The organism is Photobacterium carnosum, from assembly GCF_002849605.1.
In the GTDB taxonomy this organism is placed as follows: Bacteria; Pseudomonadota; Gammaproteobacteria; order Enterobacterales; family Vibrionaceae; genus Photobacterium; species Photobacterium carnosum.
Genome location: NZ_NPIB01000031.1, coordinates 32,424 through 52,585 on the forward strand (window position 1 = coordinate 32,424; position 20,162 = coordinate 52,585).

General features: G+C 41.5%; 17 protein-coding genes and 7 tRNA genes. 2 read left to right on the top strand and 22 right to left on the bottom strand.

From position 1 onward, the window contains the following. Window positions 1–214: 214 nt before the first annotated feature. From CIK00_RS18735 to leuS, 8 genes are all read right to left on the bottom strand, one after another. Window positions 215–1,105, bottom strand: a complete 891-nt coding sequence (locus CIK00_RS18735; RefSeq protein WP_101770132.1) for a septal ring lytic transglycosylase RlpA family protein — start codon at window positions 1,103–1,105, stop codon at window positions 215–217. Window positions 1,106–1,108: 3 nt separating this feature from the next. Continuing rightward, window positions 1,109–2,230, bottom strand: a complete 1,122-nt coding sequence (gene rodA, locus CIK00_RS18740) for a rod shape-determining protein RodA (RefSeq protein WP_101770133.1) — start codon at window positions 2,228–2,230, stop codon at window positions 1,109–1,111. Next, entirely contained in the window at window positions 2,230–4,185 is a 1,956-nt protein-coding gene (gene mrdA / locus CIK00_RS18745) for a penicillin-binding protein 2 (RefSeq protein ID WP_101770134.1), read from the bottom strand. Before mrdA ends, rodA begins: the two co-directional genes overlap by 1 nt. A 6-nt stretch (window positions 4,186–4,191) precedes the next feature. Next, complete coding sequence (gene rlmH, locus CIK00_RS18750) at window positions 4,192–4,662, bottom strand: 23S rRNA (pseudouridine(1915)-N(3))-methyltransferase RlmH (RefSeq protein WP_101770135.1); 471 nt, start codon at window positions 4,660–4,662, stop codon at window positions 4,192–4,194. A gap of 6 nt (window positions 4,663–4,668) precedes the next feature. After that, on the bottom strand, window positions 4,669–4,986 hold the full coding sequence (gene rsfS, locus CIK00_RS18755; RefSeq protein ID WP_101770136.1) for a ribosome silencing factor: 318 nt from the start codon (window positions 4,984–4,986) through the stop codon (window positions 4,669–4,671). Window positions 4,987–5,208: 222 nt separating this feature from the next. Next, window positions 5,209–6,237 (bottom strand): DNA polymerase III subunit delta, encoded by a 1,029-nt coding sequence (holA, locus tag CIK00_RS18760; protein WP_101770137.1) that lies wholly within the window; start codon window positions 6,235–6,237, stop codon window positions 5,209–5,211. Beyond that, window positions 6,234–6,887 carry an LPS-assembly lipoprotein LptE gene (locus tag CIK00_RS18765; RefSeq protein ID WP_101770138.1) on the bottom strand — a complete coding sequence of 218 codons (654 nt, stop codon included), beginning with the start codon at window positions 6,885–6,887 and terminating at the stop codon, window positions 6,234–6,236. The genes holA and CIK00_RS18765 overlap by 4 nt, the downstream gene beginning before the upstream one ends. Window positions 6,888–7,028: 141 nt before the next feature. Further along, window positions 7,029–9,602 carry a leucine--tRNA ligase gene (gene leuS / locus CIK00_RS18770; RefSeq protein ID WP_101770139.1) on the bottom strand — a complete coding sequence of 858 codons (2,574 nt, stop codon included), beginning with the start codon at window positions 9,600–9,602 and terminating at the stop codon, window positions 7,029–7,031. Between the two features lie 169 nt (window positions 9,603–9,771). On the opposite strand from leuS, the gene CIK00_RS18775 reads away from it, so the two are divergent. Continuing rightward, entirely contained in the window at window positions 9,772–10,341 is a 570-nt protein-coding gene (locus tag CIK00_RS18775) for a zinc ribbon-containing protein (RefSeq protein WP_101770140.1), read from the top strand. 89 nt (window positions 10,342–10,430) lie between these two features. On the opposite strand, the gene CIK00_RS18780 is transcribed toward CIK00_RS18775, so the two are convergent. The 7 genes from CIK00_RS18780 to mtgA all read right to left on the bottom strand — a co-directional run bounded on the left by CIK00_RS18780 (window position 10,431) and on the right by mtgA (window position 17,823). Next, window positions 10,431–11,189, bottom strand: a complete 759-nt coding sequence (locus CIK00_RS18780) for a lipid-binding SYLF domain-containing protein (protein WP_101770141.1) — start codon at window positions 11,187–11,189, stop codon at window positions 10,431–10,433. Window positions 11,190–11,313: 124 nt separating this feature from the next. Beyond that, window positions 11,314–12,867: an apolipoprotein N-acyltransferase gene (gene lnt / locus CIK00_RS18785; protein WP_101770150.1), complete on the bottom strand. Its 1,554-nt coding sequence runs from the start codon at window positions 12,865–12,867 to the stop codon at window positions 11,314–11,316. A gap of 3 nt (window positions 12,868–12,870) precedes the next feature. Then, window positions 12,871–13,743 carry a CNNM family magnesium/cobalt transport protein CorC gene (corC, locus tag CIK00_RS18790; protein ID WP_101770142.1) on the bottom strand — a complete coding sequence of 291 codons (873 nt, stop codon included), beginning with the start codon at window positions 13,741–13,743 and terminating at the stop codon, window positions 12,871–12,873. 82 nt (window positions 13,744–13,825) lie between these two features. After that, window positions 13,826–14,287 (bottom strand): rRNA maturation RNase YbeY, encoded by a 462-nt coding sequence (gene ybeY / locus CIK00_RS18795; RefSeq protein ID WP_101770143.1) that lies wholly within the window; start codon window positions 14,285–14,287, stop codon window positions 13,826–13,828. Then, a complete protein-coding gene (locus CIK00_RS18800; protein WP_101770144.1) occupies window positions 14,287–15,384 on the bottom strand; it encodes a PhoH family protein in 1,098 nt (365 codons plus the stop codon). The genes ybeY and CIK00_RS18800 overlap by 1 nt, the downstream gene beginning before the upstream one ends. 113 nt (window positions 15,385–15,497) lie before the next feature. Next, window positions 15,498–16,925, bottom strand: coding sequence for a tRNA (N6-isopentenyl adenosine(37)-C2)-methylthiotransferase MiaB (miaB, locus tag CIK00_RS18805; RefSeq protein WP_101770145.1), 1,428 nt, complete (start codon window positions 16,923–16,925; stop codon window positions 15,498–15,500). A gap of 169 nt (window positions 16,926–17,094) precedes the next feature. Further along, the gene (mtgA, locus tag CIK00_RS18810) at window positions 17,095–17,823 is read right to left on the bottom strand and encodes a monofunctional biosynthetic peptidoglycan transglycosylase (protein WP_101770146.1); all 729 of its coding nucleotides are present in this window, start codon (window positions 17,821–17,823) and stop codon (window positions 17,095–17,097) included. A gap of 158 nt (window positions 17,824–17,981) precedes the next feature. Between mtgA and CIK00_RS18815 the strand changes: the two genes are divergently transcribed. Next, window positions 17,982–19,142, top strand: a complete 1,161-nt coding sequence (locus CIK00_RS18815) for a 2-octaprenyl-3-methyl-6-methoxy-1,4-benzoquinol hydroxylase (RefSeq protein ID WP_101770147.1) — start codon at window positions 17,982–17,984, stop codon at window positions 19,140–19,142. Window positions 19,143–19,304: 162 nt separating this feature from the next. Here CIK00_RS18815 and CIK00_RS18820 read toward each other — a convergent pair. The 7 genes from CIK00_RS18820 to CIK00_RS18850 all read right to left on the bottom strand — a co-directional run bounded on the left by CIK00_RS18820 (window position 19,305) and on the right by CIK00_RS18850 (window position 20,161). Beyond that, window positions 19,305–19,389, bottom strand: a tRNA-Leu gene (locus CIK00_RS18820). Between the two features lie 36 nt (window positions 19,390–19,425). Next, window positions 19,426–19,502: transfer RNA gene (locus CIK00_RS18825), tRNA-Met, on the bottom strand. Window positions 19,503–19,540: 38 nt separating this feature from the next. Next, window positions 19,541–19,615 (bottom strand) — tRNA-Gln (locus tag CIK00_RS18830). A 41-nt stretch (window positions 19,616–19,656) separates the two neighbouring features. Next, a tRNA-Leu gene (locus tag CIK00_RS18835) sits at window positions 19,657–19,741 on the bottom strand. An 81-nt stretch (window positions 19,742–19,822) separates the two neighbouring features. Next, a tRNA-Leu gene (locus tag CIK00_RS18840) sits at window positions 19,823–19,907 on the bottom strand. 33 nt (window positions 19,908–19,940) lie between these two features. Continuing rightward, window positions 19,941–20,015: transfer RNA gene (locus CIK00_RS18845), tRNA-Gln, on the bottom strand. 61 nt (window positions 20,016–20,076) lie between these two features. Continuing rightward, window positions 20,077–20,161: transfer RNA gene (locus CIK00_RS18850), tRNA-Leu, on the bottom strand. Window position 20,162 lies beyond the last annotated feature (1 nt).

Sequence of the window (20,162 nt, forward strand, 5' to 3'; positions counted from 1 at the left end):
ATTAATCTGTGGCTAAAAAGTGGGCTTACTATAACAGATAACATATTGGCAATCAGTGCTAGAACAGAAGTTTCCATCGTTCAGACATTAGGAGATTAAGATTAGCTTCGTGGTCATTGTTATGGGCACACGCTATAAAAAGCCTATAGTTTTATGATTTCAATGAAAAAACTATAGGCTGTAAGTATGATTATGAAATAACGAGAAGGTTCAGTTATCGTTTTTCCGTGATCATAAATGCTTGTGGATAATGTTTATTTTTTATTTGAGCGAGCAATAAATCAGCATCTTTGTGATCTAAAAATGGGCCTAAGCGAATACGGAAAATAGTCCGATCGGTGATTTTTTCAATATCAACACTGGTACTGTAACGTTTTTTTGCTTCGCGCTGCATTTGATCCGCTTTTTGCTGACTATTAACCGCCGCTAATTGGATAAAATATTGGATTGGAATTGGTGCTTTCTTTATTTCAGCTTTCGTTGATGGTTTCGGTACGGTTAATACTTCAATTTTTACAGGAGCAGTACCATAGCTTATTACGCCCAATTTAGACGCTGCAGCCATGCTTAAATCAATAATACGGCCATCATGAAATGGACCACGATCATTAACGCGAACAATGATTGATTTATGATTGAGTGTATTTGTAACCCGTACAAAACTTGGTAATGGTAAGGTCTTATGTGCCGCTGTCATCGCGAACATATTATACACTTCACCATTGGCTGTTTTATGGCCATGAAATTTTTCGCCATACCATGATGCAAACCCTGTTTCGGTATAACCTTTGGGATTTTTAATAATATGGTAGCGTTTACCGCGTAGGGTATAGTCTTTATTTCCACCACGGCTATAAGCTTCGTAGTGGGGAGTAATTAATTTTACTTTTGAAAAATTAGGGATGACATTGGGTGCGCGATCATCTTTAAGAGAATAACGTCCTGCATTAGGATCATCAGTGTTGGGTTTGGTGACTTTAACGATTTTAACCACTTTAACTGGTTTAACCGTTGTATCTGGTTTTGTTTGTGGCTGTTGGGTTTGTTCAGGCGAAGAACTACACCCAGCAAGAATTAGGAAAAAAACTACAAATAGTGAACGCATTTATTAGGTCGCCTTCGACAACATTTTTCTATGAGTGTGAATGGACATTAGAATACCAAAACCAGCCATAAGAGTAACCATTGAGGTTCCGCCATAACTGACTAAGGGGAGGGGAACACCTACAACAGGTAATAATCCACTCACCATTCCGATATTAACAAAAATATAAACAAAAAAACTGAGCACGATACTGCCTGCCATCATACGCCCAAACGCTGTTTGAGCTCTGCTCGCAAGTAATAATCCTCGTCCAAGCACAAATAGATACATTGCTAATAAACCAATAACACCCGCTAATCCCCATTCTTCGGCTATCACCGCAAAAATGAAGTCAGTATTACGTTCAGGAACAAATTCTAATTGTGATTGAGTACCATGAAGCCAGCCTTTCCCGGTGATCCCTCCTGAACCAATGGCAATTTTTGATTGGATGATATGGTATCCCGCACCTAATGGGTCAGACTCTGGATTAAATAAGGTCATCACTCGAGTGCGTTGATAGTCATGCATCAGGAAGAACCATAACACAGGAATAAAGGCTGCGAGTAATACCAATGCACCAATTATCACTCGCCAGCTAATTCCTGACAGAAACAGAACAAATATCCCTGATGCGGCTATCAAAATCGAGGTGCCGAGGTCAGGTTGCTTGGCAATTAAAATCGTTGGCGTGAAAATTAACACTAATGCCACGAAGATATTGATAAATGTTGGCGGTAAAGGGCGGTTACCAATAAACCGTGCCACCATTAATGGTACTGCAAGTTTGATTAATTCTGAGGGTTGAAAGCGAATAAAACCGAGATTAAGCCACCGTTGCGCGCCTTTAGAAACTTCACCGAATGCAAGTACACTAACGAGTAGTAATAATCCGATTCCAAATAAATAGGGTGCCCATGTTTCATAGTGGCGTGGGGCAATTTGTGCGAGTAAAAACATGACCCCGAGTGATAATACCATTCGCATTGCTTGGCGTTCCATCATTGGCATACTTTGGCCGCTGGCACTGTACATTATCACCAATGAAAAACTCATAATGGCTAATAAACCGAGTAATAATGGAACATCAATATGTAAGCGATCACTTATACTTGGTTTTTCGCCAGTTGTTGCCATGATGCTCATTAACGTACTTCCGCAGTGGTTTTTGCAGGTGTTACCAATTGTGGAGGTAACTCAGTAATTGGTTTAATTAGCATATGATCAAATATTTTTCGTGCTATAGGACCACCATTACTTGAACCACCGCCAGCATTTTCTAATACCATCGCGACCACAACTTGTGGTTTATCAAACGGTGCAAATGCAGTAAATAGGGCATGGTCACGTAAATGCTCTTCTAATTCATCGGCATTATATTTTTGATTTTCAGCTAAACCAAAGACTTGAGCTGAACCTGATTTACCACCCGCTTGATAGGGGGTGTTATAAAACGCTTTACGTGCTGTGCCACGGTTACCGTAAAGTACGCGGTGCATACCTTCACGTGCGATTTCCCATGTTTTTTGATCGACGCCAGTGATCGGTGAAAAATCTTTGAATTCAGCAGGTGCTTCTACATTGCCATCAATAATATTTTTAAGTAGGTGTGGACGATGTACAACGCCACTATTAACTAGCACGGAGGTTGCTTTCGCCATTTGTAATGGAGTTGCAGTCCAATAACCTTGGCCTATACCTACAGGAATAGTATCCCCTTGATACCACGGGCGCTTATGACGGGTTTGCTTCCATTCACGGGTGGGCATATTTGCTTTACTTTCTTCGTGAATATCAACGCCTGTGTATTCGCCATAACCAAATTTATTCATCCATGTTGAAAGACGATCAATACCCAAATCGTAGGCAACCTGATAGAAATAAGTATCGACTGATTCTTCAATCGCTTTATAAATATTGACTCGACCATGACCCCAACGCAGCCAGTCACGGAATTTACGACTGGTAGTATTCGGTATTTGCCACCAACCGGGATCATTACGGGTTGTATTAGGTGTGATCACCCCTTCCGTTAATGCAGCAACGGCAATAAAAGGTTTAACGGTTGATGCTGGTGGATAAATACCGAGCGTGACACGATTGACTAAAGGACGATCTGGATTATTCAATAAGGCGTTATATTTCTTACTTGAGATCCCACGAACGAACAGATTAGCATCATAACTCGGGCTAGATACCATGGCTAAAATAGCATTATCTTTAGGATCTAATACCACGATAGAACCACGTTTATGCTTAATGATCTCTTTGCCTGTAACAGGATCAACAGTATGTTCAGTTAATAAGTTTTGAACATATTGTTGTAGTTTAATATCAATATTGATCTTGATATCTTTGCCTGGAATCGGGGGAATATATTTTAGGGTGCGGATCACGCGTCCACGGCTATTGACTTCAACTTCTTGGTAACCAGAAGTGCCGTGTAAGAGTTCTTCGTAATAACGTTCAACACCCAATTTTCCCATATCACGCGTAGCTTTGTAATTACTTAGCTTTCCGGCTTTATCGAGTTTTTTAAGGTCACGATCGTTAATTTTAGCCACATAACCTAAAACGTGAGTTAAGGCATCCCCGTAAGGATAATAACGCTTTAGGTGGGCTTTAACTTCAACGCCAGGTAGGCGATGTTGATTGACCGAAAATAGGGCAACTTGTTTTTCGTTGAGGTGCTCAAGAATAGGGACTGATTTAAAACGACGTGTACGACGGCGTTCTTTTTGGAAATTAGTAATGTCTTCATCAGTAATGCCCATGATCTGTTTAAGATCGGCAAAAGTCTGATCAAGCTCAGAAACTTTTTCTAAGGTGATTTCAAGGCTGTAGATAGGCCTGTTTTCAGCTAATATCATCCCGTTACGGTCATAAATTAAGCCGCGATTAGGGGAGACTGGGACAATTTTAATGCGATTATCATTAGAGCGGGTTTGATAGTCCTGATGTTGTTCAACCTGAATATGGAACAGATTAAACAGCAGCAGGCCTACAAGTATTGCGATACCAATAAATGAGACAAGAGCTCGACGAAAAAACAGTGCCGACTCAGCGCGATGATCGCGGATCTGGGTTCGCTTTTGCCTCATTTATTATTATTCCCTGTGGTACGGATGGTTAGCCGTGACACTCCATGCCCGGTATAAGCTTTCTGCCATAACCACGCGCACCAATGGGTGTGGTAAAGTCAATGGTGATAATGACCAGCTTTGTTCTGCCGCTGCTTTACATGCAGGAGAAAGTCCTTCAGGTCCGCCGATCAAAATTGATACATCGCGTCCGTCTAGTTTCCATGCATCCAATTGTTGTGCCAATTGTCCTGTATCCCAGCGTTTACCTGGAATATCAAGGGTAACAATACGGTTTCCTTTAGCAACAGCGGCTAACATAGCCTCGCCTTCTTTTTGAAGAATGCGAGGAATATCAGCATTTTTGCCACGTTTTCCCGCTGAAATTTCAATTAATTCCAGTGGCATATCTTTTGGGAAGCGACGGCTATATTCTTTATAACCGTCCTCAACCCATTTTGGCATTTTAGTACCAACAGCAATCAGTTGAAGCCTCATGGTCAATTAGCTCCAAAGCTTCTCCAGTTGGTATAGCTCACGAGCGTTTTCTTGCATAATATGTAGCATAACATTGCCCATATCAACAATAACCCATAGGCCTTCTTTATCGCTACTGATGCGTAGAGGTGGGTAATCAACTAATTTTGTTTCTTTTTCTACGTGATCGGCAATAGAAGCCACATGACGGTTAGATGTACCAGTACAGATAACCATTAGATCAGTGATGCTTGATTTGCCGCGGACATCAATTGTTACGATATCTTGTGCTTTAATGTCGTCAATTTTATCAACAATGAAATCGTGTAGTTCTTGAAGCTGCAAAGGGATTCCCTCACTTGAGTGTTAGTATAGTAGTGGCCGATTGACGCTATAACTAGCATCGATAATGTCAAATAGACATACTGACCATGAATTGTGCCGCAGTATACCATGCTCTTATCAGACAGCGATAAGCGGACAAGGTTCCGACGGTATTTTTTCGCATGTTTGTTTAGTGATTTTGTTCAAATAGGTAAAAAGTCGCGATTTTGACCTGTATTAAGATTAATTTAATGGCTGTAAATGAGTTGATATGCCACACATTTCAGCACATAAGCAACTCAAGTCTGACCATGGTTGAGTGTCATAGTCGGTTTTTACCTGAATTTCTAGTAATGTTAGCTGGCGGATAATGGTGACTAAGGCCGTAAGCGGTAGTCGATGCAAAGCCCCAATGTACATTTCACGACGATTTTGCCATATCCTAAATTGTTCAAAAATGAGATTTAAAGGTGTGCCTTTATTTCCCATTTCTTGCATTTTATACAATTGAGCTAACTCACGTTGCAACGTTCGTAATAAAATGGTTGCTTCTACACCTTCCGCCTGTAATTGACGCAATATGCGTTGGCTACGTTTAGCTTGTCCGGCTAACAGTGCATCAATTAATTGAAATGGGGTGTAGTGATTATGGCGACTCAATGCTTCTTGTAACCGAATGGTGGTTAAAATACCATCAGAATACAATAATACTAATTTATGTAAGCTTTGTGATAATGCGAGTAAATTACCTTCATGCCATTGGGCTAACATTTGTATTGATTCATGATCCGGTTTTAAACCTAAGATCTGACAACGGCCTTGAATAAAACGCGGCATTTGACGTGGATCTGGGGTATTACACGGTACATATAACCCAATATTATCGAGTGCTTTAAACCATTTAGTACTTTCCTGTTTTTTATTAATTCTAGGTCCAGTTAAGAGTAATAAAATATCAGGATTTAGTGCGTCAATAACCTCTAGTAATGCTTTTGCTTGATTGGCATTTAGGCCTGTTTCTGCTATTTCGAGCTCAATAATTTGTTGGGCTGAAAATAAGCTCATGGCATTGCAGCAATCTAACACCGCATTCCAATCAATACTATTATCGATAGTAAAGCTATGGCGTTCAAGAAAACCTTGTTGTTGGGCGATATGTTTAATGTTATCGCCCGCTTCTTGTTTTAATAATAGCTCATTACCAAACAGTAAATAAGCCTGACGCAGGCCTTTTGTCAGCTGCTGCGTCAGTTGTTCTGGGTAGGCTCTCATTGTGCGTTGTGATCTTGTTTTTTATGTATAACCGCAGGTGTTGTGGTGATGGTCGTTGTACTGCCATCTTTAATCGATACTTTTTGGTTATGTAAAATCTGGTTTAATTCAGCGTTGAGTTTGTCTTCTTCCATCTTATTAAACACTGTGGTCAGACGCGCCAGTTTACGCATGATTTGTTGTGCGGCTTGTTCACGCATCACATTCACTAATTCATCACGTTCTACTGATTTAGCCAGTGCTGAAAGTGGGTTATCCAAGAAAGTACGCGTAACTTTAGTACTAAACTGTTCAATACCTTGATTAGGAATCGTCACCGTGTAGTTAACCGTTAAGGTTAAATCATATTCTGCTTTACCGTTATTTTGATATAGCGATAACGTACTGTCGCCAGTTGATTCACTGGTGATATTAAGGTTCGGTATGGTTGCTGCTGGTTTTACTTCTTCAATACCATGCAGTTTAAATTGGTATTTTACCATACGGGTTAATTGACCGTAGGGGTCAAAACTGGTTAACGATAGCTTAGCAATCCCTTCCGGTAGCATGTAGTTACCACGAAGATGAAAGCCGCAAGAAGCTGTTGTAAGCGCGAGAAGAGTAATGATAAGTAGTCGAGTTAGGCTGTTGGCCGAGAAAAAACTTTTCACGAAAGTCAGCTCCTTGAAAGAAAAGAAGGTGCGCTGGGCGCAAAATTAAATATGACCGTAATTATAAAGATCCCCGCAGAAGCGGGGATCTTTAGGCTATTTACTGCTTTAACGACAATGTTATACAGTAGTTAACCTTGATTAGTTAGCAACAATGTTAAGTAGTTTACCCGGTACATAAATAACTTTACGTACAGTATTTCCTTCAGTGAAGCGAGTTACGCCTTCATCTGCCATTGCTAATGCTTCTACTTGCTCTTTGGTTGCGTCTGCCGCTACCGTTAATTTAGCACGTAGTTTGCCGTTAACTTGAACAATGATTAGCTTTTCATCTTCAACCAATGCAGCTGCATCAGCTTGTGGCCATACAGCATGGTCTATATCTGTTTGACCTAGAGCTTGCCACATTTCAAAACAGATATGTGGTGTCATTGGGTAAAGCATCGTAACAATCGCTTTTAGTGCTTCATCAAGAATAGCACGATCTTGTACTGATTCTTGTGGCGCTTTAGCTAGCTTGTTCATTAATTCCATGATTGCAGCAATCGCGGTATTAAATGTCTGACGGCGACCAATATCATCACTTACTTTAGCGATAGTTTTATGAATATCACGACGAAGTGCTTTTTGATCATTGCTTAATGTTGTGGTATTAACGGTTTTAGCGGTGCCTTTTTCAGCATGCTCACGAACCAGTTTCCAAACACGCTTAAGGAAGCGGTTTGCACCCTCAACGCCAGATTCTTGCCACTCAAGTGTCATATCAGCAGGTGATGCAAACATCATAAATAAACGTACGGTGTCAGCACCGTATTTGTTTACCATCTCTTGTGGATCAATACCGTTGTTTTTAGACTTAGACATTTTGATCATGCCTGAGTGTTCAACGTTATGACCTTTAGAATCTACCGCTGTTGTGATACGGCCTTTGCCGTCACGTTCAACGATTACATCTGTTGGCGCAACCCACTCTTTACCACCTTTGTCAGTAGTGTAGAAGAACGCATCAGCCAATACCATGCCTTGACATAGTAGTTGCTTAAACGGTTCGTTAGAGGTTACGTAACCCGCATCACGAAGTAATTTGTGGAAGAAACGTGAGTACAATAGGTGCATACACGCGTGTTCAATACCACCAACATATTGATCAACAGGTAGCCAGTAGTTGGCTTTCGCTGGATCAAGAATATCATCAGCTTGTGGTGAACAGTAACGTGCGTAGTACCAAGATGACTCCATAAAGGTGTCAAAGGTATCAGTTTCACGCAGTGCTGGTTCGCCGTTAAAGGTCGTTTTAGCCCATTCTAAGTCAGCTTTAAGCGGGCTTGTTACGCCATCCATTACCACATCTTCTGGAAGAATAACGGGTAGTTGATCGGCAGCAACAGGATGTACTTGACCATCTTCAGTCGTTACCATTGGGATTGGTGCACCCCAGTAGCGTTGACGTGAAACACCCCAGTCACGAAGACGGAAGTTAATCGTTTTCTTGCCTTTGCCTTCCGCTTCAAGTTTTGCTGCAATTGCATCAAATGCTTGTTGGAAGTTTAGACCGTCAAATTCACCTGAATTGAACAACACACCTTTGTCAGTGAATGCTGCTTCAGAGATATCAAATTCGCTACCGTCTTCTGGCTTAATTACCGCCATGATGTCGATGTTGTACTTAGTTGCAAATTCAAAGTCACGTTGATCGTGAGCAGGAACTGCCATTACTGCGCCTGTGCCGTAATCCATTAATACAAAGTTAGCGATGTATACTGGTACTTCACGACCGTCAAGTGGATGGATAGCAGTAAAGCCAGTATCCATGCCTTTCTTTTCCATTGTTGCAAGTTCAGCTTCAGCAACTTTGGTGTTACGGCACTCATCGATAAATGTTGCTAGGGCTGGGTTGTTCTTAGCCGCTTTTGCAGCCAGTGGGTGACCTGCTGCAATGCTAACAAATGTCACACCCATTAGGGTATCTGGACGCGTTGTGTAAACTTCTAAATCGTTTTGACCTTTAACGTTAAACGTTAATTCAACGCCTTCAGAACGGCCGATCCAGTTACGCTGCATGGTTTTAACCATTTCAGGCCAACCATCAAGGGTATCAAGGTCGTCAAGTAGCTCTTGTGCGTACTCAGTAATTTTAATGAACCACTGTGGAATCTCTTTTTGTTCTACAGGGGTATCACAACGCCAGCAACAACCGTTTTCTACTTGCTCATTTGCTAGAACAGTTTGGTCGTTAGGACACCAGTTTACAGACGATGTCTTTTTGTAAACTAGACCCTTGTTGTACAGTTTAGTAAAGAACTCTTGTTCCCAACGGTAGTACTCAGGAGTACAGGTTGCGAATTCACGGCTCCAATCGTAACCAAAACCTAATAGCTTAAGTTGGTTCTTCATGTACTCGATGTTTTCGTAGGTCCAAGGTGCTGGCGCAGTGTTATTTTTTACTGCTGCGTTCTCTGCTGGTAGACCAAATGCATCCCAACCAATTGGCTGCATGACATTTTTGCCTTGTAAGCGTTGGTAGCGAGAGATAACATCACCGATAGTGTAGTTACGCACGTGACCCATGTGCAAGCGACCACTTGGGTACGGGAACATGGACAGACAGTAGAATTTTTCTTTATTAGGATCTTCACTAACAACAAAGGTCTTATTGTTATCCCAATGTTCTTGAACTTTTTGTTCAATGTCCTGTGGACGATATTGTTCTTGCATCGATGACATCCAGAATTTTGTGAGTTTAATACAAACACATTCATTGTAATCGACATAGGATAACCAAAGGTAAAGGTGTCAACAATAGCTGATAGCAATTCGGCGACCTTAATCTTACATTTGGCCGTAATTACGTAATTATTTTGCACATTGGCAGAGGATTAATCCCATGACTAAGCAACAAAAGCAGTATGAAGCAATATTAGAAAAAGTAACTGAAGCGCTTAAGCATAGTCCAGAAGAGCTAAAGAAGTTTTTTAAGATGACGGAGCTTTATGGTAAAGCTGCGAGTGATATGACTAAAGATGAGCTTTCATTAGTTGAAGCTTACATTAAAAGTGATCTTAAAACGACTGAGCTTTATGGCAAAGCTGCGAGTGATATGACTAAAGATGAATTGTCATTAGTTGAAGCTTATGTCAAAAGTGATTTAAAAACCTTTACTGAAGAAGTAAAAAATAGTTCACAACCCTTCAGTGAAAGTCCATTTTATAAGTTAGTCAGTGAAAGCATTTGGAAAAATTTAGCTGAAGTTACTGATAAAACCCAATTAGAGTGGATTGAGGTTATGGATGATATTCAGCATAAGGGCGTTTATGAGGCTGGTGAGCTTGTTGGGTTGGGTAATCTTGTGTGTGAGAAATGTGGTCATACAGAAATGATCACCCATGTGACTCGCATTGAGCCATGTGTGAAATGTGGCTGTAAGCAGTTTTCACGTTTGCCATTGAACCCATAAATGGTTATTTGCATTATTAGTAGTAATATAAAACGCAGCCATATTAAGAGCTGCGTTTTTATTGTTATGTAATAAATCTAACGCTTAATTTAATAGTCAGGTTTTTCAATAAGATCAACAACCACTGCGGAGTCTGTAGATTTTATTGTCGCCGCAGGTTTTTGCATTTGTTGATATTTTCTTGGCTGTGATTGAGACATTGTTTGGGATGGTTGATCGTCAGCGTTAAACTTAGGTAGCACCTGATCATAGCCTTTTATTTCACGGGTTGCGGTTGTCATTGGCTCATAGGTGAATTTTTGTCCGGCTAATGATGCTTCAATCATGGCTCCACCTTTAGCTCGAGTGAAGATAGCAACACCATTAATGTAGCTTTGGGTCATATAGTCACTACCTGCACTGATACCAGCCCCTGCTGTTCCGATCTTAGCTGAAGCTCCTTCTGTTAAGGCTACTGCTGATGCTTGAGCATCTAATTCTAAGCCACCATCAATAAAGCGATCGTAAGCACGTTTATCTTGGAAGAATAGAATCTCACTAAAAGCTTGGCCGCCAAATTGTAACCCAATAGACACTTGGTATAACTTAGCAAATCCCATTGCTTTATTCGCTTTAAATACAACCCCTGAGCCGTAAGCACCACCAATCCAAAAGCCGCCTTTACCCACCGATGGAAAAACAGCATATCCATAAGCCGAATGGAAAAAAGGTTGTGTTTGTGGGGATTTATAAAAAAGTGCTAGTGCGTCTTTGGTATCATTTTGTTGTTCTTGAGCAAGTACTTGTGTTGATAGCATTAACATCAATAATGAACATAAAGAGGTAAATATTTTATGTGTTGCTTTCATCTATCATTCCTCATCTCGTTGCTGGTGGTTGATTCTTGTAAGATTGCCGTTATTAGTTGTTAATTAAGATTACAATAAACTAATCGTAAAAAAGAAGGTGAAGTTATTAGCTTCACCTTAAATTTTATTCTTTTTCCGTTGGACGTACGTCACGAAAATGTCCGCGTTTACGTCGAACAAGTAGCCAAGATAATGCTAATGCCCATAAACAGTAACCATATAACGGCCAACTGCCTAAGGTGGTGTAGGGTGTCATCCCAATGGTTGGGATCACTTTATCTTTTAATACGCCAGTGACAAATTGCGGTAATTCTTTGGTGATATGACCATTATGATCAACCACTGCTGTAATACCCGTATTTGTTCCACGCAATAATGGTTTACCAAGTTCAAGCGCCCGCATTTGAGCAATTTCCATGTGTTGGAATGGGCCAATAGAGTGGCCAAACCATGCATCATTAGAAAGTGTAAGCAGTAACTCTGTTTTTTTGGTAACGTTTTGACGAATCTGTTCACCAAATGCAATTTCATAACACAGCGCAGGTGCAATTGAATAACCATGGGCTTGAATATTCGGTTGAATATAAGCACCGCGGCTAAACGATGACATCGGCAGATTAAAGAACGGTGCTAATGGACGTAACAAGCTAGCAAACGGCACAAATTCACCAAACGGTAACAGGTGGTGTTTTGTGTAACGGGTTGCAGTCTTGTAGTTATAAGGGCCATCAGCATCGACACCGAGCGTCAAAATATTATTGAAAAACTCGCCATCTGCTTTTCGATCTAAAATACCGGTGATCACGGTGCTGTTATTAGCGCGTGCGGCCGCATCCAGATTTTGTAAGAAGGTTGGAATATCTTCTTCAAGTGCAGGAATGGCGGCTTCTGGCCAAATAATTAAATCGGCACCCCAGTTATCACGGGTGAGATCCATATATTTCATCAACGTTGGCCAGCGGTGACTGGGTAGCCATTTCTCTTCTTGCGAAATGTTACCTTGGATCAAAGCAACACTGATACTGTGTTTAGGATCGGGTTTTACCCACTGTGGAATACCGGCTAATACCGCTAATATTGCCACTAACACCGCAACCATGAATGGACGCCAGTTACGGTAGTAAAGGGTTGCAGTAATTGATCCCGATATAAGCACTAAGGCGAGAGTGATCCCTTCGACACCAAAAATGGGTGCGAAGTGTGCCAATGGCGTATTAAGTTGGCTGTATCCCATCCATAACCAAGGAAAACCAGTAAATAACCAGCCACGGATCCAATCAAGTACTAACCAAATAACCGGACCGGAAAGCAGTAATTGATGTAATGGCCGTTGGCGATTAAAACGATTAAATAAATAGCCAAATAATGCTGGATATAATGCTAAGTAACTAATTAGCAAGCACATTAAGAACATGCTGGCGATTTTAGGCATACCACCAAAGGTATCGATGCTGACATGTACCCAGCTGATACCAGTACCAAACATACCTAGACCATAAAAAAAGCCAATCAGTGCTGAGCGTTTAGGGGATTGTTTCTGTAATAAAAGGAAAAACAGAATCAGTGTTAGTGGCGCGATAAATGCGTAGTCATAAGGAGCAAAAGACAAGGTCGCAATCGCACCTGCAGGGACAGCTGCAAGCAACTGTCCCAATGAGATGAGTGTTTTTTTTGTCATCATTTATGGAGTAATGGTAGGTTGAAAGGCTTCGTCAGGTACAGTTACTTGTAACTGGATAACGCGACGGTTATCAGACGAGGTCACTTTAAATGAATAACCATTAACTTCAACAACTTCACCGCGCGATGGCAAGTGACCAAAACTCATCATAACCAAGCCGCCGACGGTATCGACTTCTTCATCACAAAATGAGGTATGGAACAGTTCATTGAAATCTTCAATGGTTGTTAGGGCTTTGACTGCGTAAGTATGTTTACTTAATTGACGAACTTCTTGTTCTTCTTCGTCGTCAAATTCATCTTCGATTTCGCCAACAATTTGTTCAAGAATATCTTCAATAGTGATAACACCAGATACACCACCAAACTCATCAACCACAATTGCCATGTGGTAACGCTCTTCGCGGAACTCTTTTAATAGGCGATCAACACGTTTACTTTCAGGCACTACAACGGCTGGACGTAATACTTTGTCGATATCAAAGGGCTCACTGTCAGGCAATAAATAACGCAGTAAGTCTTTGGCTAATAAAATGCCTTCGACATGGTCTTTATCATCACTAATAACAGGGTAGCGTGAGTGTTGAGCTTCAACAATTAAATCAATAAGATCTTCTAGCTTCTGAGAACGCTCGATAGTCGTCATTTGTGAACGTGGGATCATAATGTCACGTACACGCATTTCTGCTATTTCCATCACACCTTCGAGCATGTCGCGGGTGTCATGATCTATCAAATCGTTTTCTTCCGAGTCACGGAATACTTCAACTAATTCTTCACGGTTTTGTGGTTCACCTTGAAAAAGTTGGCCAATACGTTCAAAGAAGGACTTTCTACTCGGACCTTCAGTTGTTGGAGAGTTATCTGCGTTCATTATTTACTTTATCAACTAAGTGGACATTGCCACGGAAATGCAGCTTGGTTTATCAAGCTGCGGAATATTTTGGGGTATGTTACTACTTTTCAGAAATGTAAGGGTCGATAAAGCCCATGTTTTGCATGATTTCAGTCTCTAATGCTTCCATTTCTTCAGCTTCATCGTCTTCGATATGATCATAACCTAGCAGATGGAGACTGCCGTGTACAACCATATGTGCCCAATGCGCATTAAGTGGCTTTTGTTGTTCAAGCGCTTCAGTTTCTACAACTTGACGACAAATAATGAGATCGCCAAGTAAGTTCATTTCGATTTCTGGTGGCGCTTCAAATGGAAAAGAAAGTACATTTGTTGGTCGATCTTTGCTTCGGTACTCAAGGTTGAGTGCGTGGCTTTCTTGCTTATCAACTAATCGAATAGTGACTTCAGCATCGGCCTGAAATGGGGTGACTGCGGCATTTAACCATTGCTGGAATTCAGCCTCAGTCGGTAACCCAGTTTCGTCTGCTGTTGCAAGTTGTAGATCAAGATAAATCGCCATTAGTTACTCTTTTGTGATTCAATTTTAGCGGCAGTCGCGACGGCGAATAAGGCGGCATCTTTGGCGTCTTGTTCTGTACGACGACGTTGTTCTGCTTGTTTTCGTTGTTTTTGATCGTCACTTTCCCAGATTTCATAGGCTTGAACAATGCGAGCGACAACAGGGTGGCGCACGACATCATTGGCTAAGAAAAAGTTAAAGCTAATCTCTTCAACATTTGATAATACTTCAACTGCATGACGTAAACCTGAACGCGCGCCACGCGGTAAATCGATTTGAGTGACGTCGCCAGTGATCACTGCGCGTGAATTAAAGCCAATACGCGTTAGGAACATTTTCATTTGTTCAACAGTGGTATTTTGGCTTTCATCTAAAATAATAAACGCATCATTAAGGGTACGACCACGCATATAAGCTAACGGTGCGACTTCAATTACATTACGCTCAATAAGCTTTTCTACGCGTTCAAAACCTAGCATTTCAAACAAAGCATCATAAAGTGGGCGTAGGTATGGATCGACTTTCTGGCTTAAATCTCCGGGTAAGAAACCCAATTTTTCCCCTGCTTCAACGGCAGGACGAGTAAGCAGAATACGGCGAACTTCTTGACGCTCAAGGGCATCAACGGCAGCGGCAACGGCAAGGTAAGTTTTCCCCGTACCCGCAGGGCCGACACCAAAGGTAATATCGTGGGTCACAATATTCGTAATATATTGGGCTTGGTTAGGCGTGCGTGGTTTGATGATCCCTTTTTTGGTTTTGATATGGACTTCTTTACCAAAAGGGATGCTTGTTTCTATGGTTTGTTCTAAGACGCCAGAGGCTTTAATTGCTAGATGAAGTTGGTCGGGTTCAATATCGGGAATGTTGTTATGTACGGGAGCCGTATCAACGTATAAATCTTTAATGATATTGGTGGCAACATCAGCAGTGTGTGGTTGGCCCACGACGCTAAAATGGTTGTTGCGATGATTGATTTCAACACCTAGACGACGTTCTAGCTGTTTAATGTTGTCGTCGAAAGGACCACAAAGGCTGGAAAGACGCTGGTTATGGGCGGGTTCCAGATCAAATTCTACAGTAATTATCTTGTTCAAGGTTTGCCTCTCATTGAGGTCGCCTATTAAGTAGGCGACCATATTTTCAGGGCATGCGACTTACTTTGAATAATCGTTATTACTGCTTGTTGTTCAACGGCAGTGAATCGCTATTATTCAGGAGTATATACGCCTACACCTAAATCATCTTCACGGCGCGTTTTTGCCATCATTGCTGCTGGTGACATTGCAACACGAAGATCCATTTCTGCTTCAGTGCGAACAAGTTCGCCACGTAATGAGTTAGTAAATACGTCGACGATTTTCACATCAACAAATTGACCAATCAATTCAGCAGAACCTTCAAAGTTTACGATACGGTTATTTTCAGTACGTCCGCGTAGTTCCATTACATTTTTACGTGATGGACCTTCAACCAAAATACGTTGTTCTGTGTCTAGCATTTGGCGTGCATGACGCATTGCTTGGCTATTGATTTGCTGCTGTAGGGCGTAAAGACGCTCTTTCTTCACTTTTTCAGTCAGATCACAAGGGTAATCTGCCGCTGGTGTACCAGGGCGCGGTGAGAAGACAAAGCTGTAGCTAATATCAAAATCGATATCACGAATTAGTTTCATGGTATCTTCGAAATCTTGATCCGATTCGCCAGGGAACCCAACAATAAAGTCTGAACTCATGGTGATATCTGGACGCACTTTACGTAACTTACGAATTTTTGACTTGTATTCAAGTACCGTGTGAGGGCGCTTCATCATCGTTAGAATACGATCTGAACCACTTTGTACTGGTAGGTGCAAGTAGTTAACCAGCTCAGGGGTATCTTTATAAACGTCGATAATGTCGTCAGTAAACTCAATCGGATGGCTTGTCGTATAACGTACACGGTCAATACCATCAATTGCTGCAACTAAACGCAGTAATTCAGCAAAACTTGCAAGCTCACCATCGAATGTTGGGCCGCGGAATGCGTTCACGTTTTGGCCTAACAGATTAACTTCACGTACACCTTGTTCTGCCAGTTGTGCAATCTCATACAAAACATCATCTATCGGACGGCTAACTTCTTCACCGCGAGTGTAAGGCACTACGCAGTAAGTACAATATTTAGAACAGCCTTCCATGATAGAGACAAATGCAGTTGCACCGTCAGCACGAGGTTCAGGTAAGTTATCGAATTTTTCAATCTCAGGGAATGAAATATCCATTACTGTTTTTTCATTTGATTGAGAGCGTTTAATCATCTCAGGCAAACGGTGTAGGGTTTGTGGACCAAAAATAACATCAACGTAAGGTGCGCGTTTGCGAATAGAATCACCTTCTTGAGTCGCTACACAGCCACCAACGCCGATCACTAGATCAGGTTTTTTATCTTTTAGTTTTTTCCAACGGCCTAGCTGGTGGAAAACTTTTTCTTGTGCTTTTTCACGGATCGAACAGGTGTTAAGTAGCAGAACATCTGCTTCTTCTGGGATTTCTGTTAACTCGAAGCCATTAGCAGCATTAAGAAGATCGGCCATTTTTGATGAATCGTATTCGTTCATCTGGCAGCCCCAGGTTTTAATCAGCAGTTTCTTCGCCATCTCTCTTCGCTCGTAGTGTTGATTCATTACATTCAGAATTACGGGCTGACAGGTCGCATTACGTTATTTTTAGGGTAATGCCCTGTAGCAAGCCGCGTATTGTACTGCTTTAAACTCGGTCTGACTAGATCATCACCACCCTGAAAAAAGTGTGGTCTTTTGTCTTTGACTAGCGATAGAGATTAAATGATTTAAAAAGTGATTGTTCATCATAGACCTTATTTAGCGTAACCATACCTAGTTGACGCATTTGTTTACGGATCCATAATGTTCGTTGATAGACATAATTACTCATTGGACTGGCTTTTATTTTATACGGATTAGGTAATACTGCGGCCAGTTGTGCTGCTTGTTGAGCGCTAAGTCGACTCGCTGGAATATGGAAAAAATGCTCACTAGCCGCTTGAACACCATAGATCCCCGGACCAAATTCAATGACGTTTAAGTAGGTTTCTAAAATACGATCTTTGCCCCAAATAACCTCCATCCATAATGCAAAATATAATTCGATGCCTTTACGAATAAAAGAATGACAAGGGAATAAAAACACATTCTTAGCAGTTTGTTGAGTAATGGTACTAGCACCTCGGCTAGGGCCATTTTTACCGCTGTGTTCAAGGACAAAGAGGGTTGCATTAAGATCGATACCGTGGTGTTCAGGGAAGGTTTGATCTTCTGAAGCTATCACCGCTAATTGCATATTTTTTGAAATCTTATCCAAATTAACCCATTGATGATGTGTTTGCTTTGGATAACCTTGTGGCGGAAATAGAGTACGGCTAATTTCCCAGCCCCAAAACGGTGGGTTAATAAATTTAAAAATGACGATCAGAACAATCGGTACAATTAACGCGCCTAAAATAAATTTAACGATAAAACGTTTAAAGCTTGTCAGCATGGTGATTGGATTCCTGTCAATGATGAAAGGGAGTGATTAGCGATGAATACATTATGGTAGTACCCCAATAACCGTATTTTCTTATACAATCATCTAACACAATGGTTTGAAAGATTATAACCAAATAATAAGCTTGGGCATAATAGGTAGGTAAAGATATGGAACAATATGATGTCATTGTTGCCGGTGGCGGTATGGTGGGGGCCGCTACCGCGATTGGTTTAGCTCAACAAGGCTTAGAGGTGGCGGTGATAGAAGGTTATGCGCCACAGCCATTTATGTCAGCACAAGCGATGGATTTACGCGTATCTGCTATTTCTCCACGTTCAGTCGTACTCTTAGAACAATTAGGAGCATGGAAAACGGTGATGGCGATGCGCTTATGTCCCTTTAAACGTCTTGAAACATGGGAAAATCCTGAGTGTCGCACTCGGTTTAATGCCGATGAGATGCAACTGCAACAATTAGGTTATATCGTCGAAAATCGTGTCATTCAATTAGCGCTATGGCAGCAATTTGAACAGTACGACAATATTACTTTATTGTGTCCTGCAACCATGGTCGCAGCGACTGCGATTGATGAGGGTTATCAGATCGAATTAGACAATGGTTCACTGCTTAATTGTGGTTTACTCATTGGTGCTGATGGCGCTAACTCTCAAGTACGCCAGCAAGCGAATATTGGTATTACCGCGTGGGATTATCGCCAGCATTGTATGCTAATTAATATCACAACGGCTTTGCCACAACAGGATATTACTTGGCAGCAGTTTACGCCTGCGGGACCTCGGTCATTTTTACCTTTGCCTGGCCATCAAGGATCACTTGTTTGGTATGACTCTCCTGCTCGAATTCGTCAATTATCAGCAATGCCAGCAGCGCAATTACACGCTGAGATTGTGGCAACGTTCCCGAGTGAATTAGGCGAGTTTACGGTGCTTAATCATGGTAGCTTCCCCTTAACCCGTCGTCATGCGCAAACGTATTATAAGTCGAATGTGGTGCTATTAGGCGATGCTGCGCATACGATTAACCCATTAGCAGGACAAGGGGTTAATTTAGGCTTTAAAGATGTCGCTTGTTTATTAGAAAAAATCAACCAAGCGGGTAATGAGTGGCAACAACCTCAAGTTCTGGCTAATTATGAACGTTGTCGTCGCCCTGATAATTTGATTATGCAAACTGGAATGGATTTTTTCTACAGCACGTTTAGTAATAATATTGGGCCATTAAAGTTACTGCGCAATGTAGGATTACGGGCTGCTGATCATACTGGCGCGATAAAAAAACACGTATTGAAGTATGCAATGGGGATATAACGATAGTATTGAATGTCTTTTGTAACGAAAATAAAAACAAAAAGCCGAGTAAAATTAATTACTCGGCTTTTTATTTATTCTTTTACTTGCAGTTGGCATCAATGGAGATGATCACTATATTGCAGATAAAAGAAAACCTACTCAAAGAGTAGGTCTCTAATATGGTGCGGAAGGAGAGACTTGAACTCTCACACCTTACGGCGCTAGAACCTAAATCTAGTGCGTCTACCAATTCCGCCACTTCCGCAAATTTTTTATCTCTTTGAACATTATCAAAAGAGAATGGTGGCTACGACGGGATTCGAACCTGTGACCCCATCATTATGAGTGATGTGCTCTAACCAACTGAGCTACGTAGCCATCATAGAATACTGAAATGAATCAATATTCTTAAAGAGTGGCAGGTCTACCTGGATTCGAACCAGGGTATGACGGCATCAAAAGCCGTTGCCTTACCGCTTGGCGATAGACCTACTGTGCTTATTTTCATAAGACTTTCACAAACTAGAGAGAATGGTGCGGAAGGAGAGACTTGAACTCTCACACCTTACGGCGCTAGAACCTAAATCTAGTGCGTCTACCAATTCCGCCACTTCCGCATATTGTCAGTTATAAATAACCGTATTTCTCTAGTGTATTGTTTAAATCAGTAATTGGTAAAAAGCCGATTTAAAGAATAATGGTGCGGAAGGAGAGACTTGAACTCTCACACCTTACGGCGCTAGAACCTAAATCTAGTGCGTCTACCAATTCCGCCACTTCCGCAATGATTAACTGCCGCAGCAATTAATCTAAATATGGCAGGTCTACCTGGATTCGAACCAGGGTATGACGGCATCAAAAGCCGTTGCCTTACCGCTTGGCGATAGACCTACAGTGCTTAATTACATAAGCGTTGCTTGTTGGGTAGTAACAAGACTTTTAAATCAGAGAATGGTGCGGAAGGAGAGACTTGAACTCTCACACCTTACGGCGCTAGAACCTAAATCTAGTGCGTCTACCAATTCCGCCACTTCCGCA

Bases quoted from the DNA above. Each gene is read 5' to 3' on its own strand.
- mtgA (WP_101770146.1), bottom strand. From the start codon at position 17,823: ATGCTGACAAGCTTTAAACGTTTTATCGTTAAATTTATTTTAGGCGCG.
- corC (WP_101770142.1), bottom strand. From the start codon at position 13,743: ATGAACGCAGATAACTCTCCAACAACTGAAGGTCCGAGTAGAAAGTCC.
- CIK00_RS18780 (WP_101770141.1), bottom strand. From the start codon at position 11,189: ATGAAAGCAACACATAAAATATTTACCTCTTTATGTTCATTATTGATG.
- CIK00_RS18815 (WP_101770147.1), top strand. From the start codon at position 17,982: ATGGAACAATATGATGTCATTGTTGCCGGTGGCGGTATGGTGGGGGCC.
- miaB (WP_101770145.1), bottom strand. From the start codon at position 16,925: ATGGCGAAGAAACTGCTGATTAAAACCTGGGGCTGCCAGATGAACGAA.
- lnt (WP_101770150.1), bottom strand. From the start codon at position 12,867: ATGACAAAAAAAACACTCATCTCATTGGGACAGTTGCTTGCAGCTGTC.
- mrdA (WP_101770134.1), bottom strand. From the start codon at position 4,185: ATGAGGCAAAAGCGAACCCAGATCCGCGATCATCGCGCTGAGTCGGCA.
- leuS (WP_101770139.1), bottom strand. From the start codon at position 9,602: ATGCAAGAACAATATCGTCCACAGGACATTGAACAAAAAGTTCAAGAA.
- ybeY (WP_101770143.1), bottom strand. From the start codon at position 14,287: ATGGCGATTTATCTTGATCTACAACTTGCAACAGCAGACGAAACTGGG.
- rodA (WP_101770133.1), bottom strand. From the start codon at position 2,230: ATGAGCATCATGGCAACAACTGGCGAAAAACCAAGTATAAGTGATCGC.
- rlmH (WP_101770135.1), bottom strand. From the start codon at position 4,662: ATGAGGCTTCAACTGATTGCTGTTGGTACTAAAATGCCAAAATGGGTT.
- holA (WP_101770137.1), bottom strand. From the start codon at position 6,237: ATGAGAGCCTACCCAGAACAACTGACGCAGCAGCTGACAAAAGGCCTG.
- CIK00_RS18775 (WP_101770140.1), top strand. From the start codon at position 9,772: ATGACTAAGCAACAAAAGCAGTATGAAGCAATATTAGAAAAAGTAACT.
- CIK00_RS18735 (WP_101770132.1), bottom strand. From the start codon at position 1,105: ATGCGTTCACTATTTGTAGTTTTTTTCCTAATTCTTGCTGGGTGTAGT.